Source organism: Picrophilus oshimae DSM 9789 (genome assembly GCF_900176435.1).
GTDB lineage: Archaea > Thermoplasmatota > Thermoplasmata > Thermoplasmatales > Thermoplasmataceae > Picrophilus > Picrophilus oshimae.
On the sequence record NZ_FWYE01000001.1, the window covers coordinates 408717 to 425359 of the forward strand.

The following is a 16643-nucleotide window of genomic DNA, read 5'->3' on the forward strand; positions in this document are numbered from 1 at the left end:
ATTCATATTTTAAATTTTTTTATACATTAAGCCAGCAATCTTAATAATACAATAAGATGCCAAGTCCTGTAATCTTATAATTATGTTCACGAAGTTTAACCAACATAAAAAAATTTAAATTTTTATAAAATATATTAAAAAATGCTTGATAAATTATTTAAACCAAAAAGCATAGCCGTGGTTGGCGCATCAACAAACAAGGAAAAGATAGGAAATATTATATTAAGAAATATCATATCAACGTTCTCGGGTAAAATATATCCTGTAAACAATAAATCAGACAACGTTGAGGGCTATAAATCATACAAAAGCCTTAAGGATATAAATGAAACTGTTGACCTTGCAATAGTGGCCGTACCAAGGGATTCTGTTCCTGATGTTATTCAGGATGCAATAGATTCAGGGACCGGTGCGGCAATAATCATAACCTCCGGTTTTAAGGAAACGGATCAGCATGGTGCAGAGCTTGAGGAAAAGATAAAATCAATGGCATCAGGATCTGGCCTCAGGTTCCTTGGGCCAAACACAATAGGCATAATAACACCATCATTTAACGGAACGTTCGCATTTTCAGACAATATAAAAGGCGGTGCCGCACTTGTTGCGCAGAGCGGTGGTCTTGGTGTTTACATGCTCAACTGGGCCCAGAAAACAAGAACCGGAATAAGCTACTTTGTAAGCCTTGGAAACCAGACAGATATAAAGGAATCTGACATCTTTGAATTTCTGGCCAATGATGTTGAAACAAAGGCCATTTTTTCATACCTTGAAGGGGTATCAGATGGCGATGCATTTTTAAATACCGTTCCGGAGGTTACAAAGAAGAAGCCGCTGATATTCTTGAAGGGCGGTACCGGTAAATCAGGAACTGCTGCAATAAAAACACATACCGGCAGTGTTGCAGGCTCTGTCGATATTTTTAAGGCCGCTGTAAGGGCATGCGGCGGTATCTTTGTTGAATCGCTTGAGGATATGCTTAACATAGCAAAACTTGTTTCATCAAGCGAGAGTGTTTCAAGGGACATACTTGTAATAACAAACTCGGGCGGTCATGGTGTTTTGACAAGCGATGCAATAGAATCATATAATTTAAACGAGATCGAGATACCTGACAGAATAAAGGAAAATTTAAAGAAGGTGCTTCCTGATCAGAGTGTGCCAAGGAATCCTCTTGATCTGTCAGGTGATGCGGACTCTGAGAGATACAAAGGTGCAATAGAGCTTACAAAGGATCTTGACTGCACAAAACTTGTTATAGTTCAATCACTGCCCATGGTAAGCTGCACTGATGTTGCCAGGGCCATGATAAGATACCGCGGCAAGAGCCTTGTCGGTGTTACAATGGGTCTGGATGAGGATGCGGCCTCCAGGATTTTAGAATCAGCATACATACCTGCATTTAAATTCCCAGAGGATGCCGTTAAGGCAATAAAGTACATGACCGATAGAATGGAGCCTGTCAGGAAGATAAGAATACCACAGCCCGTATCTGAGGCCTGGAAGATCGTTTCAGGAAAGTCATACATAAGGGACTTCGAGGCTTTAAAGATCATGGAATTATATGGAATAAAAACACCGAGGTATGGCATAGCCATGGATGCTGAAACGGCACAGAAGGTTGCGGACGACATAGGCTATCCGGTTGTCATGAAGATCTCTGGAGATGAACCATTGCATAAAACCGAGATGAACGGCGTTTATTTAAACGTTGAAAGGGACATGGTTAAGGACGTCTTTAACAGGCTTAATTACAAAAGAGTTTTAATAGAGGAGCAATTAAACGGGGCCGAGATCTTTATAGGCGGTATAAAGGATCCTGTATTCGGCCATACTGTTGTTGCAGGCATAGGAGGAATATACGTTGAGGTTTTGAAAAGGCTTGCGTATGCTCTTTCACCTGTTTCCGAGGAGGAGGCGGAGTACCTTTTGAACGAGAGTAATATATCAAAAATTATAACTGCAAGGAAGAGAAACTACGATAAGAACAGCATAATAAGGGCAATTTCAAACGTTTCAAGGATGATTGTTGATCTGAATATCAGCCAGCTCGATATAAATCCATTGATTGTAAACGAAACCGGGGCATACGCTGTTGATGTTAGAATGATCATTTAATGGAAGATATCTTTTGAAAAGAATTTTTTTACAACATTAAAATGTGAATTATTGTATTTTATTATTTTTATCCCATCCTTTAATTTGTTTAGGTTTTTTCCTATATCCATTTTTTCTAATTCAAGATTCAATGCATCGTAAAAGCTTTTTATCCTTGTTTCGGAATCGACATATAATCTATCCCTTTCTATATATGGCCCGCGCAGGGCCCTGTCCTTCCAGACGTTTATAAAGTTTATCGATTCATCACTGTCAACGGGCGGGCCGGCATGCTTTGATACATCAGGTAACACATCACGCTGTAACTCTATAAGTATCTCTATGTTATTATCAACATTTATTTCTGATGAAACAGGCATGAAACCATAACGGTCCGCTATGTTAAATATCTGTCTTTCAAATCTAAAGACCTGCGGATATATAATATCATCTATTATATCTGGCCTTTTCAATGTTATTATGTAAATGCATGTGCCCCTTTTATGGTACCTTGGACTTATCTCCCTTGGATAAAAAAACGATTCGTTTTTATTCAATAAAAAGAGTTTTGATGCAATCTTCATCCTTGAAAGGTTTTCCAGGCTTACAGCAGCCCCGGCATTCCTTGTTGGATCGACAGGATCAACGATAACAACCGGCTCCTGGAATTTTTTCCAGGAATTTTCAGGTATTATTAACCTTCCCTTAAGTTTTGAGAAATATTTTATCACGGCATCAAAGGATTTAAGGTTTATAACCAAAATCTCGCAAAGATAACCTGAAAAACCTGCCTTTGAGACCTCTGAACCGTAAACGTTGTTTGCCTTCATGAATATTTTTAATAATCTTATATCATTTCTCAGATTTTCATCCGTGTTTTCTATAACGTACTTTGTGTGCAGTGGTGTCCTGTCAACAGTGCTCACTATTCTCTGTCCAGGTTCTATTTTATATGCTGGAACTATATCAATCTTTACATTTTCAATGTAACCTGAAACATATGGATGCTCGGCATATTTCTCGACGCCGTTTTCAAGAATGTAATGGCCAAGGGAAAGCCCAATTGATTCCATCTCATTTTTTGGGTATTTTTTTGAAAAGACTATAAATATATCAAGATCGCTGTTTTTTAGGTTTGTTCCCTTTGAATACGAACCAACGGAAACGGGCTCTGCATCTATATTCCTTGATGATATTATATCATTTAATTTTTTGATTATACCATTCTCTATGCACTTTAAACGAAGGCTCTCCTCATAATCAGGGGTGTAATCGCCAAGTATTTTTTTATAATCTATCATGAGGTTAAATTTAATATGGCCTGTGCAGGCTCACCGTTTGCAGCCTTCAATGCCTCTATTGCCTTTTCCCTTGTGACCTTTGCCTGCTCCATAACAAGCTTTATATCATCCTCGCTGTACTGTTCAACCTCCTTTTTTACCTCCCTGAGATTGCCAAGAACCTGGAACGTTTTCTGGCCCTGTGCCTCTATCATTGTTACAGATGCATTGTCGATTATGTAATCCTTATCCTTTCCCTTGAATATGACCTGTTTTACATCGCTCATTTCAGTCGATTTTATACCCATCTGCGCCATCATGCGCCTTATCTCTCTTGGATTCATACCAATATGAATTCATTATTATTTTATTAATTTTTATCTTTGTATTACCTGAATAAAATTTTTACCATTATGATTTGATATTTTTATTGATTTTTATCGATAAACATAAATTCTAATTTATAAAAAACATAATTCTTCATTATGATATGAATATATTTAAGTACTAAGGCAAAAATTTATAAATTTTATATAAAAATATATATCCAATCTATGTATACGTTGCTATGCAGGAAGATGAGGGTTTTTACCTTGAGAGATTAAAGGCAGACAAAATTGACTTTTTGCAGATCCAGTTCACTGACATTACAGGTCATTTAAAATCCCTGACTGTCCCAAAGAATAGGTTTGAGGATGTTTTATATGATGGCATAACTTTTGATGGCAGTTCAATACCTGGATTTAAACCAATAGAAAATTCCGATATGAAGGCAATGCCTGACCTTTCAACGTATACAATAATATCACAGAATTCCCTTGGAAAAACTGCAAGATTCATATCAAAGATATTTAATCCAGATGGAACAAGGTTTGATGGAGACCCAAGATACGTACTTGAGAGACAGATTGATAGATTAAAAAAGGAGAATAAGCATTTTTACATAGGCCCTGAAATAGAGTATTTCATCTTTAAAAGAGATGATAAAAACAGGCCGACTGTTATTCCATCTGACCAGGGTGTTTACTTTGATAAAAACACAGATTCATCGATACTTTTGAAGGAGGAGATAGTAAAGAGGCTTGAGGATATAGATTATTACCCTGAGGCATCACATCATGAGGTTGCACCAGGCCAGCACGAGATAGATGTAAAGTATGCTGATGCAATAACAATGGCTGATAGATTAATAGTAATAAAGAGCATAGTCAAGGATGTTGCCGCAAAGCACGGCTATTACGCAACATTTATGCCAAAACCCATAAAGGGTATCAACGGTTCCGGCATGCATGTACATCAAAGCATATTCAATGGCGATAACAACGCTTTCTACGATGAGAACAACAGGTATGGACTGAGCAAATATGCACTTTCGTACATAGCAGGAATTTTAAAGAACATAAAGGGTGCGTCGCCTATACTTGCGCCTCTTGTGAATTCATATAAAAGGCTTGTTCCTGGATATGAGGCACCTGTTTACATATGCTGGGCAAACAGGAACAGGAGCGCACTTGTAAGGGTTCCGGCACCGTCAGGAAAGGCAAAGAGGATAGAGTTAAGATTTCCTGATTCAACAGGAAACCACTACCTGCAGTTTGCCGTTATGCTTGGCATGGGGCTTGATGGTATAGAAAATAAGGCAGAGATACCAGATCCAGTTGAGAGGAATGTCTTTGAAATGCCATTAAATGAGAGGGCGGAGCTTGGCATAGAAACCATGCCCGGATCACTTGGGGAGGCAATAAAGGAGATGGAGAGAAGCGAGACAATAAAGGAGATACTTGGAGAGCATATCTTTGAAAATTACATAAAATTAAAAAGGATGGAATGGGAGGATTATACAACATACGTTACCGACTGGGAGATAAATAGATATCTTGAGGTTTACTGAACCTCAATTTCTATATTATCACTGTTTGATATTTTTAGATTTTCCACATGCATGACCGATTTTATTATTTCTGCTGAATCATTTATGATCTTTTCATTGCCCTTTAATGATATTGATATCGGTGCCGCCATGGACATCTTCATGTTGCTTTTAATGGCCCTGATTTTATTTATTATATCTATTATATAATCAAAGTCCTCGGCACCGTCAAAGATGTAATCCTCATTGTATTCAGGGTATTTTTCAAGTGAAACGCTTAGCGAATCCTTATTGAATTCGTGGTATAATTCCTCTGTTATGAATGGCATTATTGGTGAATACATCTTTATTATATTCTCCATAAGAAACCTTGAGACCGCGGCCGTTTCCTCAGGATACCTTTTTATCTCGCTTTTTATGATTTCAAGGTAGTTGTCACAGAATATATTCCAGAAGAAGTTATCAAGTTCAGATCTGGCCCTTGAGAAGTAATAGCCGTCCATTAGTTCTGTAACGTTTTTTAATGTTTTTTCAAACTTTGTTAGTATCCATCTATTTACCTGGCTTATTATATTATCCATGCTGCCCTTAATATTATCCGATAACATTAAAACAAGCCTTGCAGAGTTGTATAATTTTATAACAGTTTTTCTTCCACGGACCAGATCCTGCTCCCTTATCTTTATGTTCTCTCCTGGCATGGTTGTTGATGCCCAGAACCTCAGGGCATCCGCACCGTACTTTTCTATTATCGTTGACGGCTCTATTATATTTCCCTTGCTCTTGCTCATCTTTTCGCCATATGGATCGTAAACATTACCACTTATGAAGATCTTCTTCCATGGAACATCCCTGTAATGCAGGTATGATCTAAGTATCGTTGTAAATGCCCATGAGGTTATTATATCGTGCCCCTGGAACCTTACATCGGCAGGATAAAGATTCATGCTGTTTATATGCATTAAATATAATGTCACGCTTATTGATGATGTTGCCCATGTATCCATAACGTCTGTTTCAGGCTCGAGATTGCCCGAGCCGCAGCTGCACCTTTTATTGGTACCTGAGAGCCTTGGATCCACTGGAAGCTCTGATTTATCAGCCAGTACTATGCCACCGCAGTCCTTGCAGTACCATACAGGAAATGGTATTCCATAGTATCTCTGCCTTGATATGCACCAGTCCCATTTAAGACCTGAAACCCAGTTTTGATACCTTGTTTTCATGTAATCAGGTATCCATTCTATCCTATTTCCAAGCTCTAATAGCTCATCCTTTATATCAAGATCCTTTATGTACCACTGCTTGCTTATTATTATTTCAACTGGCGTTCCGCATCTTTCGTGTGTATTCACTGAATGCTTTATCCTTTCTGTTTTTATTAAATAGTTATTTTCCTTTAATTTTTTTATTATCTCCTTTCTTGCCTCTTTTACAGAAAGGCCTTTTATTATAATTCCATCATCAATTAAATCGTTCTTTATTATTATCCTTGTCCCGGGATTGTATTTTCTCCATAGCTCAAGGTCATGCTGATCACCAAAGGTACACAGCATCTCGGCACCTGTTCCAAAGTTCATGTCTATGGAATCGTCTGAGATGATCCTTACAGTGTAATTGTATAATGGCACAACCACCTCACTGTTTATTATTTTTTTATACCTTGGATCGTTTGGATTCACAACCAAAGCAACACATGCACCCAGTAGCTCGGGCCTGGTTGTTGCTATCTCAATGCCAGAAAAGTTTATGTAAACAAGATCCGTGTCTATCTCTGTATCCTTCATGTCTATCTGCGATATTGCAGTATTGCATGTCGGGCACCTTATAACCGGAGCCTCGGCGCGATATGCCCTGTTATTTAGCACAAGGTCTATAAAAAGCTCCTGTGATATCCTTGTGGAAAAATCTGATGATGTCTCAATATAATTCTTAAAATCGCAGCTCAGGCCAAGATCGTACCAGTTTTTTAACAGTATTTTTTCAGCATCCCTGCTTGCCTCCCTGCATATCTTTATATACTCATCAAGTGGTGTGTTCCTTATTGTTACATGCCTCTCCTTTTCAACGTACCTCTCCGTAGGCAGACCATTATCATCAAAGCCCCATGGGTAATATACGCTAAAGCCCTTCATTCTCATGTACCTGGCCATAAAATCCTGGTGTGGATATGAATATGCATGTCCCATGTGCATTTTTCCAGATACTGTTGGTGGTGGTGTATCTATTATAAATATTTTGTTACCGGGTCTGAATTTAAAAACATCGTTATTGAACCAGTAATCTTTCCATTTATTTTCCATTTCATTTATATCAAGCATGATATGAGTAAATATTTAATTGTTTTATATATTTTTGCAGAGGTTCTCGGCATAAGCTATAAGTTTCTCCCTTGGCTCTATAAAAATTTTTATGTTATGGTTCAACCTTTTATTTAATTCATTAACGTCTATGTAATCTGTTAAATCCCCGGGCTGGTACTCATCGAGAACCTCACCATTTTTTATTTTGTTTCCTGCATACGAATACGCTGACTTCCAGTCCATGCCGTTTTTAAACGCAAGCCATGCATTGTATGTTGCATAAACATCATTTTTTATGTTCTTTTCATTGAATTTAATATTATATAATAGATCCTTCAGTCCAAGCATGATCCTTTCAAAGTTATTAATAAAGGATATTGTTCTATCCTTTACGATCTGAAAATCCCTGTGGTATCCGGTTGTTTTATTTAATTCAGATTGCATAATAAATGAAAGCATTGATATGGATTCAGCAGAAATACCCTGAAACAGCTCAAGATAATCCGGGTTTATCTTGTTTGGCATTAGTGAACTGCCCGTTGTGTATTCTGGAGGTATTGTTATAATATCATTCTCAGAGTATATTATTATATCCTGGCATATCCTTGAAATGTCAACTGCAAGACTGGAGATTAAATAAACAATATTTTCAATATTTTTTATGTACCTTAATGATGAGTAAACCGGATTTTTAATGTTCTTTTCCATGTTTAATAGATTTGAGACCTGATTGAAATCGACCGGCGAGAATGAGCCGTAGCCAGAGCCATAGCCAAGTGGCATCTCCCTTAAATCCATTAGGAAACTGTCCAGATTATTAAAATGATGGTAAAATATGCTTTTTATGTAATTTATATATGTGTTTACTGACATTGGCATTGCCTGCCTGTAATGTGTATAGCCAGGAATCCTTCCATTAAAGCCTGGAATGACCTTTATTATTTCATAAAGGATTTTCTCAATTTCAATGATTTTATCAATTATAAAGAGGTTTAAATCACTGTGCACCTGCTCGTTTCTTGAAAGGAACATCCTGAAGTTTTTAAAGCCGGTCCTTCTTATTATAAAATCCTCTATGTTGCCGTGGACATCCTCAAGATCCAATTTAAGCTCAATGCCGTTTTTATATATATCCAGAAGGGCCTTTATAACACTGCATGGGGCCTTCATTGCAACGTTGTAGGCAAGCATGTTTATTATCTCGTATTTTATCATATTTTTATCCGCATCGATGTCATCCCTTATTATATTATCATAGAATTTGTTTTCAAGCTCCTCTCCTGCACTTCCAGACCAGATCTTCAATGTATCACCGTTAATGCCTTTTTAACCCTGTTTGACCTTACGGTTTCATTTTTGTATATATCTATAAAGCCCTTTGATGAGCCCTGATCAAATACACCGGTCTCATAGTTTATTGTGTTATAATCGTATAGAGAGTACGGGCTCTCAATGCCTTCCAGGATCATGTTTCCCTTGTAAAGTCTTAAATTTACGCTTCCGGTTATGTACTGATTTGAGCTTTTCTCGAATTGGTTCATGTGCTCCATTGACGGATCAAACCATAATCCATTGTAAACCATGTTTGACCAGAAATTATCTATGTAATTCTTCACAGAAAGTTCGTTTTTGTTTAGTATTAAATTCTCAAGATATTTGTGTGCTTTTAATATAACAGATGCGGCAGGGCATTCATAGACCTCGTGGCTCTTGAGACCTATGAGCCTCGATTCTATCATGTTTATTATACCTATACCGTTCCTGCCTGCAATAATGTTAAGATTTTTTATTATGCTCAAAAGATCCATGCTTTTACCATTTAATGATGATGGCAGCCCTTTATAGAATTCAATTGAAACCGGTTCGCCTGAACCGCAGTATTGGGGCGGTGTTACCCATTCAAAGGCATCATCATTAACGGGTTCGTTAATATTTTCTATGGATGATCCCTCTATTGACCTACCCCATATATTTTCATCAACGGAGTATTTGCCATCAGATTTTACATATATATTATTCATTTTTGCATATTCAAGTTCATCTGCCCTGGTCATATTCCATTCCCTTACAGGCGCAATCACCTTTATGTTATTATCAAGTGCGTTTATTGAGACCTCAAACCTTACCTGGTCATTTCCCTTTCCAGTGGAACCATGGGCTATGAACTTTATATCGTTTTCATTGGCAACCGAGACGGCCTTCTCGGCCATAAGCGGCCTTGCAAGTGCTGTTGATAGCGGGTATTCACCGTAAAGGCCGTTGGCATGTATCTCCCTTGATATATAGTTATCAGCGAATTCCTTTTTAACATCAAGCGTTATTGCATCAATGGCCCCCAGCTTTAAGGCCTTCTCTTTTATTTCTTCAAGATCAGAGTTACCTATGTCAAGTGTTAATGTTACAACGTCCATGTTCATTTTTTCTTTTATCCACCTGACCATAACGGATGTATCCAGTCCACCAGAGTATAATAATAATGCCTTTTCCATGATGGACAAAAATCTGTTTATATATTATTTTTTTCATTATTCTTATCATTTTTGATTTTAATTATTTAAAATAATCAGTTAAAATGTAAAAATTTATATTAAATATGTAATTTCAGTAACATGGTTATAAGGGGTAATGTCGAGAAGGCCGTAAATGATTACATAAAGATGCATCCCGAGATAATAAATGCAATGAAATACGATATACTTAACATGAGCAAGCTGTCCAGAAGGATCTCAAGGGAGCTTAACTATAACGAGATCTCTGTCAGATCCTCTTTAAATAAGTTGCTAAATCAAAAGAAGAACCAGGATTATACATCAAAAATAGATATTCTTTTGAAGAACAGCAAGATAACACTCCAGGACAAAATCACGGTGGTTACAACAAATTCAAAGATAGACGGCATAAATTTTATATCCGCAACGTATCTAACAGATTCAATAGTTTATATAATAGATGAGACAAAAAATGAGAATCTAAAGTTCAAACCGTCAGTTTCACTTGAAAGGGATGTTAGTGCAATACACATATTTTCATCCATGGAGATAGTGAATACCCCGGGCTTTGTCATGAAGATCAATGAAAAGCTCTTTGCCTTTGATATAAACGTGCTTCAGCTAATATCATGCTCAAACGAGACAATAATAATCGTCAGGAGGGATGATGCAATAAAAGCCTATGAGGCCCTTGCCGGAAAATAAAAATAATTTAAAAATTTAGGACGGATTTATCTTTATTGCAAGTGTCGGGCAAACGCTCTCACATGCCATGCAGAATATACATTCATTTTCCCTGACAGGATCGCACTTGTCAGTCCTGTACTTGTCGTAGTTTTCCTTATCATCCGGTGATATCTTTTTGTCGTTGCCTGTACCTGAGTTGCCCGGATTGAGTGCCCACTCAAATAATGAAACAGGGCATACATCCATGCAGCCACCATCAGCTATGCATGCCTCCCAGTCAACTGCGACTATTGAGCCGTGTATGCCGTTCTTTGTTGGGTATGGCTTTCCCTCCGCATCCATCCTCTGCACTCCACCGGCCCTTACCTTGTGGCCGTTGTGCTCACCAGTGACCGGGTAATGCTCCTCATCGCTGAGGAAGTTCTGGTCTATTGGTTTTGGCTTGTAATCAAGTGATTCTAACTTAACCAAATCTGCTCACCCTCACATGATAAATACATTTTTATTAAAAATATTTTGTGATTATCTAAAATGTAACCTAAATATTTACATCAGAAGGTTTTACAAAACCATTCTCATTTATATAATAATCAATGAGATCCGGTGGTGTGTAATCAAAAAATCTGTTTATGTATGGAATGTCTATATTCCAGTCATGATTTTTTATATTTTTATATGATGATTCGAGAAAATTTCTGTTTATCTTTTCGCTTATTGTAATGGAATAAAATGGCTTTTTAAAATATTTCATTGAAAGGGCCATTGGATATGTTCCGTTTTTATGTATTAATCCGCCATTGTATGCAACTGTATCAGAGCCAACAATGCAGAAATCAACATTTAATGATAATTCATATATTGATGCATCATGGAGTAAAACCACATCGATGCCATTTTTAACAAGCAGCGATGCGAAATCAATGCCTTCGCGCTCAGGCATGCTTTCAAGAATATATACCCTTTTTATTTTTTCCCTGTTTGAAATAAATGCCTTTAATACCTGTGATGAAAAACTTATTGTGCCTATAACAGAATCATTAAACAATGGTTTTGCATGCTCTATGGCCATTTTATCGTGTTTTTCTATGCCTTCCTTTAAATTCTTTTTCCTGCCGGAAATAATGCTATCGCAAACGTAATTTATTAAGCCTATGCCAAAATAGTATTTTTTTAGATCTTTAATAATATTTTCATCTATATCATTATGACTAAAAAAATCAATAATTTTGAAGGCAACTGCCGTTCCAGACGCTTTATTATCGTATAGATCTTTTACATTCATTCCCTGTACATTATTGGTTCAAGCTCTGAAACAGCGCTTTTCTCTATTTTATCTATGTTTTTTATAACATCACTGATGTTAACCTCATCCATAACTGCATATTTTACATTGCCAAGGCTCATTGAGTATGATCCAGGGCAGAGTGAGTTTGGTGTTACAATAAATATATCCGGCTTTAATGATAGAATTGCGGCCATTGCCATCTCCCTGCCACCGTGCATTGATCCAAAGCCAGGGTTCTCGTATTCCTCTATCTGTTTTGTCTCACTGTCTATAAGAAATATCGTGCTTCCAAACTGGAGCGGTGCAAGGACGTTTTCCTCATCAACAACACAAGCTATTTTCATAATTGAGAATAATATAAACGTGAATTTAAGCTAAATCATGCAGTAGCAGTTACAATAATTTTAAATATTAATTTAAAGTGTTTTCTTTATTATATCCTCTATCTCCTTTTGAAACGTGTTTATAAAATCGTTTATGGCCTGTTCCTTAACGTCTGATGGCGCACTTATCAATCCGATCTTTGCGGTCAGCTTTGTCATCTTGGCAACGGAATCGTATTCCTTGAGCTTTGCCTCCATGTATTCCTTTAAAACGCTTGATATCTCCTTTTTTATCTCATCGTTGCTGTTTATCCTCTTTTTTATGTATTCCTTGATTAGATCCTTTAACACCTCCCTAAATGCCTCTATGTAAAGTTCCTCGGTCGGCAATGCACTGAAAATATTTTTTAGATATTTGTCTATATCATCCACAGTTCAATAGAATTTCATGGTAAATAAATTTAATTATGATGGTGTCTTGTAATTGTATTTTTTGAATATGAGATTTTAAAGCCGTTTGTGCCTATAAACAGAATTAAAATAACCAGTGCAAGGCCAAGCATTAATGAGGAGTTCAATGATACATTGCCAATTGTTATTAAAACAGGTATCATAAAACCTATAATTGATGAGAAGTTCATGCTTGGGCCTATCTTCTTTGGATCTATGTTAAGGGATCTTGAAACAACGGGCAATATTGAGTTTATTCCAAGTCCAACGGCCGTGAAAAGAATTGCAATGTATATATTATATGTTGAAAATAATAGTATTCCAGATAGTGCCGCCATTGATATTGATACATATGCAACGTTCCTTATGCCGAAGCGATTTATCATAAATGGTATCATTACATAGACCGGGACGGCAATGCTGTATGCTATTATTGATTCAATGCTTGAATCAGGCAGATATGTCGGCACAATTTCAAGTATGTATGCAGGTGTAAAGCCAAGAAAGAAGACCAGAAAGGCCTTTATAGAAAAATCCATTTTATATTTTTTCACGTGTGGTGATATAACATTTAACTTCTTTGAGAAAAACACCGATGGAAGGAAAACCGAGCCCGCAAGTGATATATAAAATACCGAGCCAAGGATGGTGTAAAGCACGGCTGCCAGTGTCCAGCCAATGGCCCAGCCGCCCATGGTCAATCCCATTAATATTTTATTGCCTGAGACTGCAGATACCTCAACGGCGGCAGAGGTTGCAAGGCCAAAGAATATGCCTGTCAGCAGCCTGAATATAAGCAAAATTGAAAAGGCATGTGTAAACGCCTCAAATATGGAGAATAAAGACATAATGGATATTGATAGCATGGCCAGCCTGTGAACGCCAATTTTGGAGAAATTTGAGTAAAGAAATGGCGTGAAAGCCCTGCCAATAAACGGCGAGCCAAGAAGTATAAATGATTCAATATAGCTGAAATGATATGTTTTCACAAGTTCCGGAATAAAGAATGCAAAATTCATCAAAAAGAATGTTGATATTGAATATGCAAAGACCGGTATGAACCTTGAACTGTTATTAAATGACATGGTTTTTGAATTTCATGTCTATATTAATATGTTTTCAATTATAAAATTATTTATATAGTTCGTTTTTTTCTTTTATTCAATATGCATATTATTTAATTTAGTATTCATTTTTCAAAACATATTTATATACTTTTTGATATATTTTTTTATTAAGACCTGGAAAAACGGGAAAAATTAATATATTAAAAATTTGCATTTTTATATATGTCCAGAACGGCCTTAAGATCCCTTAGCTCCAGCTCCGGACTGAATGGTACGTCATTATCATTTTCAATGCTCTCTGCAAATGATGATATCTCCTTTTCAAATATATCATATGGCCTTACATCAACCTTTTTACCGTTCATTATTAATCCACCGTAGGCTGTTCTTATTCCGGAATCCCATGATATTTTACTGGATGAATCCTCGTACATGGAGCCATTTTCGCCTATAATCTCAAAGGCGGGCAATCTGGGCGAAAACCTGTATGCCCATGAGTAAAAGAAAAGGCCGGCTGCACCATTTTTGAATTTAAAGAGCGCATTTATATTATCCTCGCCCTCAAGATCAGTGCCACCATGGTTTATAATTGAGCGCACGTCCGAATAATCACCGGCGAAATTTAAAAGCGTATCTATAAAATGTATGCCGCCGTCTATCAATGCACCACCACCCATGGATTCCCTGTTTAATCTCCAGCCACCATGATCAAAGAACCTTTGATCCCTGACGATCACGGTTTTTACATCACCAATGGCATTGTTTTGTATTAGCCTCCTGGCCTCGGTGGCATATGGATCAAAGAAGTACTGTTCTGCAACCATGAATTTCACCCTGTTCTTTCTCGAGACATCAATCATGGCTTTGCCGTCATCAAGCGTTGTTGCTATTGGCTTTTCCACAAGCACGTGTTTTTTATGCTCCATGGCCTTTATGGCAAGATCCCTGTGAAGGTTATGTGGAACCACAAGATCCACTATGTCTGCATCAGAGTTCAATGCCTCATTGTAATCGTTAAAAACCCTTTTTATATCATACCTGGATTTTGCCTCAGCTATGACGTTTTCCTTTCTTTCCATTACATATATGTCCATGTTTTTAATCGCGCTTAGATGTCTCATTCCAAAACCGTTTATACCAACAACAAGTATTTTCATAATTTATATAATAATAATTAGTATTAAAAAACTGTTAAAAACCCTAAAATATGGTATTTAATTTTTGATGCAAAAATGAAATTATAAATCCTGTTTATGGATATTGAATAAATGATTTATCTATACATAATCATAGCACTTATAGGCATAGGCGTTGGGGCACTTACAGGGATAACCGGAAGCAGTGGCGTTTTAATAGTTGTTCCTGCCCTTTCAATAATGGGGCTTGGATTTAAAACTGCCGTTGGCTCAAGCCTTCTGGTTGATGTGATAACAACAACCATAGTAATATACGTTTATTTCAAGGACAAAACTCTTGATATTTACACAGGTCTCTTTATGGGTGTTGGTGCCGTAATAGGGGCCCAGATAGGAACATACATAGCATCAATGATAGATGCATTTCCACTGGAGCTGGCATTTATATTCATGACCGGGTACATGTCATATTACAGCATGAAGCGCTCGTTTAAAAAGACGAATATAGCAAAAAGAAACATAGAAAGGAAAAAGGCCCTGCCAGTGGCCATGCTTTTAAGCATTCCAATAGGCATATTAACCGGAACAATAGGCACAAGCGGCGGGGTCATGTTTGTTTTTATAACAATGCTGCTTTTTAACATATCGGCACAGAAGATGGTTGGAACTGCAACACTGGCAATGCTTTTCTCCGCATTGAGCGGTGTTGGTGGATACATAAGAATAGGGCATATAGATTTTTTATACTCTATAATAATAGGTGGAATAGCGCTGATCTCCGGTTACTATTTTTCAGTGTTTGCACACAGGATAGATGAAAAGTACATATACAGGTCTCTATCTTTTATATTCATGGCAGTAATTATAACAGAATCAATAAAGATAGTTTAGGGTATAATGCCCTTTAAATTTGAATAGTATCTGCCAAGGTATTTATAATCATGCAGTGAGCATGATCTGCATTTTTCATTTTTGTTTATTTTTATTTTTTCAATTGACATGTTTAATGAGTCTATTAATAAAAGATCTTCATCGGTATTTCCAAGGATGAACTTAACGGCAGTGTTCACGGCAAGGGATGAAACAATTGATGCTGTTGTTGCAACAATGCCTGTAACATCGCAGTTTGGTATCTCGCCAGGATCCCTGTTATAGCATGCAAAGCATGCAGTAATTCCCGGATTTATTAATTTCACCTGACCGTAAAATTCAGAAACCGCCATGAAAACCCATGGGATTCGAAATTTATCACATGCATCATTTATAATCATTCTTGTTGTTATATTATCAGTGCAGTCAAAAACAATATCAAAATCCCTTACAATTTCATAATTTGATGAATCGAATCTTGATGTTTCATATGATATGTTTACCAAGCTGTTTATCTTTTTTATTCTTTTAAATATGGTTTCTGCCTTGTAGCTTCCAAGATCGTCTTCATTGTAAAGGGCCTGCCTGTTTAAATTTGTGATCTCTATTTTATCGTCATCGATCACGTGTATTCTGCCAAAGCCAAGCATTGCAAGACTCATAATTGTATATGATCCGGTTCCACCGGCACCTATTACAAGGGCCCTGGTTTTTCTTATTTTTTCCTGGCCGTTTTTACCAATAAATTTTATGATCTCCTGTCTTGAATACCTCATTTATATTTAATTT

General features: G+C 36.9%; 16 protein-coding genes. 4 read left to right on the top strand and 12 right to left on the bottom strand.

Annotation, left to right across the window (positions count from 1 at the left end):
- The first annotated feature begins 141 nt into the window (after nucleotides 1-141).
- Nucleotides 142-2115 carry an acetate--CoA ligase family protein gene (locus B8780_RS02255; RefSeq protein ID WP_084272504.1) on the top strand — a complete coding sequence of 658 codons (1974 nt, stop codon included), beginning with the start codon at nucleotides 142-144 and terminating at the stop codon, nucleotides 2113-2115.
- On the opposite strand, the gene cca is transcribed toward B8780_RS02255, so the two are convergent.
- Nucleotides 2112-3395 carry a CCA tRNA nucleotidyltransferase gene (gene cca / locus B8780_RS02260; RefSeq protein ID WP_084272505.1) on the bottom strand — a complete coding sequence of 428 codons (1284 nt, stop codon included), beginning with the start codon at nucleotides 3393-3395 and terminating at the stop codon, nucleotides 2112-2114. The genes B8780_RS02255 and cca overlap by 4 nt on opposite strands.
- Nucleotides 3392-3718 (bottom strand): nascent polypeptide-associated complex protein, encoded by a 327-nt coding sequence (locus B8780_RS02265; RefSeq protein ID WP_011177335.1) that lies wholly within the window; start codon nucleotides 3716-3718, stop codon nucleotides 3392-3394. Before B8780_RS02265 ends, cca begins: the two co-directional genes overlap by 4 nt.
- A gap of 224 nt (nucleotides 3719-3942) precedes the next feature.
- Between B8780_RS02265 and glnA the strand changes: the two genes are divergently transcribed.
- Nucleotides 3943-5265 (top strand): type I glutamate--ammonia ligase, encoded by a 1323-nt coding sequence (gene glnA, locus B8780_RS02270; RefSeq protein ID WP_011177334.1) that lies wholly within the window; start codon nucleotides 3943-3945, stop codon nucleotides 5263-5265.
- Here glnA and B8780_RS02275 read toward each other — a convergent pair.
- The 3 genes from B8780_RS02275 to B8780_RS02285 are packed head-to-tail and all read right to left on the bottom strand — an operon-like array spanning nucleotide 5259 to nucleotide 10036.
- The gene (locus B8780_RS02275; protein WP_084272506.1) at nucleotides 5259-7565 is read right to left on the bottom strand and encodes a valine--tRNA ligase; all 2307 of its coding nucleotides are present in this window, start codon (nucleotides 7563-7565) and stop codon (nucleotides 5259-5261) included. The two genes, glnA and B8780_RS02275, sit on opposite strands and share 7 nt — an antisense overlap.
- Nucleotides 7566-7589: 24 nt before the next feature.
- Nucleotides 7590-8852: a lyase family protein gene (locus tag B8780_RS02280; protein WP_011177332.1), complete on the bottom strand. Its 1263-nt coding sequence runs from the start codon at nucleotides 8850-8852 to the stop codon at nucleotides 7590-7592.
- The gene (locus B8780_RS02285; RefSeq protein ID WP_084272507.1) at nucleotides 8849-10036 is read right to left on the bottom strand and encodes an argininosuccinate synthase; all 1188 of its coding nucleotides are present in this window, start codon (nucleotides 10034-10036) and stop codon (nucleotides 8849-8851) included. Before B8780_RS02285 ends, B8780_RS02280 begins: the two co-directional genes overlap by 4 nt.
- 120 nt (nucleotides 10037-10156) lie before the next feature.
- Between B8780_RS02285 and B8780_RS02290 the strand changes: the two genes are divergently transcribed.
- Nucleotides 10157-10741, top strand: coding sequence for an ACT domain-containing protein (locus tag B8780_RS02290; RefSeq protein WP_011177330.1), 585 nt, complete (start codon nucleotides 10157-10159; stop codon nucleotides 10739-10741).
- A 15-nt stretch (nucleotides 10742-10756) separates the two neighbouring features.
- On the opposite strand, the gene zfx is transcribed toward B8780_RS02290, so the two are convergent.
- From zfx to B8780_RS02320, 6 genes are all read right to left on the bottom strand, one after another.
- Nucleotides 10757-11194 (bottom strand): zinc-containing ferredoxin, encoded by a 438-nt coding sequence (gene zfx / locus B8780_RS02295; protein WP_011177329.1) that lies wholly within the window; start codon nucleotides 11192-11194, stop codon nucleotides 10757-10759.
- 67 nt (nucleotides 11195-11261) lie between these two features.
- Nucleotides 11262-12005 (bottom strand): translation initiation factor eIF-2B alpha/beta/delta subunit family protein, encoded by a 744-nt coding sequence (locus tag B8780_RS02300; protein ID WP_084272508.1) that lies wholly within the window; start codon nucleotides 12003-12005, stop codon nucleotides 11262-11264.
- Nucleotides 12002-12352 (bottom strand): hypothetical protein, encoded by a 351-nt coding sequence (locus tag B8780_RS02305; RefSeq protein ID WP_011177327.1) that lies wholly within the window; start codon nucleotides 12350-12352, stop codon nucleotides 12002-12004. Before B8780_RS02305 ends, B8780_RS02300 begins: the two co-directional genes overlap by 4 nt.
- 72 nt (nucleotides 12353-12424) lie before the next feature.
- Nucleotides 12425-12763, bottom strand: coding sequence for a hypothetical protein (locus B8780_RS02310; RefSeq protein ID WP_011177326.1), 339 nt, complete (start codon nucleotides 12761-12763; stop codon nucleotides 12425-12427).
- 29 nt (nucleotides 12764-12792) lie between these two features.
- Nucleotides 12793-13866 (bottom strand): MFS transporter, encoded by a 1074-nt coding sequence (locus B8780_RS02315; protein ID WP_084272509.1) that lies wholly within the window; start codon nucleotides 13864-13866, stop codon nucleotides 12793-12795.
- Between the two features lie 182 nt (nucleotides 13867-14048).
- Nucleotides 14049-15005: a Gfo/Idh/MocA family protein gene (locus B8780_RS02320; protein ID WP_084272510.1), complete on the bottom strand. Its 957-nt coding sequence runs from the start codon at nucleotides 15003-15005 to the stop codon at nucleotides 14049-14051.
- A gap of 111 nt (nucleotides 15006-15116) precedes the next feature.
- Between B8780_RS02320 and B8780_RS02325 the strand changes: the two genes are divergently transcribed.
- Nucleotides 15117-15875: a sulfite exporter TauE/SafE family protein gene (locus B8780_RS02325; RefSeq protein WP_011177323.1), complete on the top strand. Its 759-nt coding sequence runs from the start codon at nucleotides 15117-15119 to the stop codon at nucleotides 15873-15875.
- Here the strand turns inward: B8780_RS02325 and B8780_RS02330 are convergent.
- Entirely contained in the window at nucleotides 15872-16630 is a 759-nt protein-coding gene (locus tag B8780_RS02330) for a HesA/MoeB/ThiF family protein (RefSeq protein WP_084272511.1), read from the bottom strand. The two genes, B8780_RS02325 and B8780_RS02330, sit on opposite strands and share 4 nt — an antisense overlap.
- Nucleotides 16631-16643: the final 13 nt, after the last annotated feature.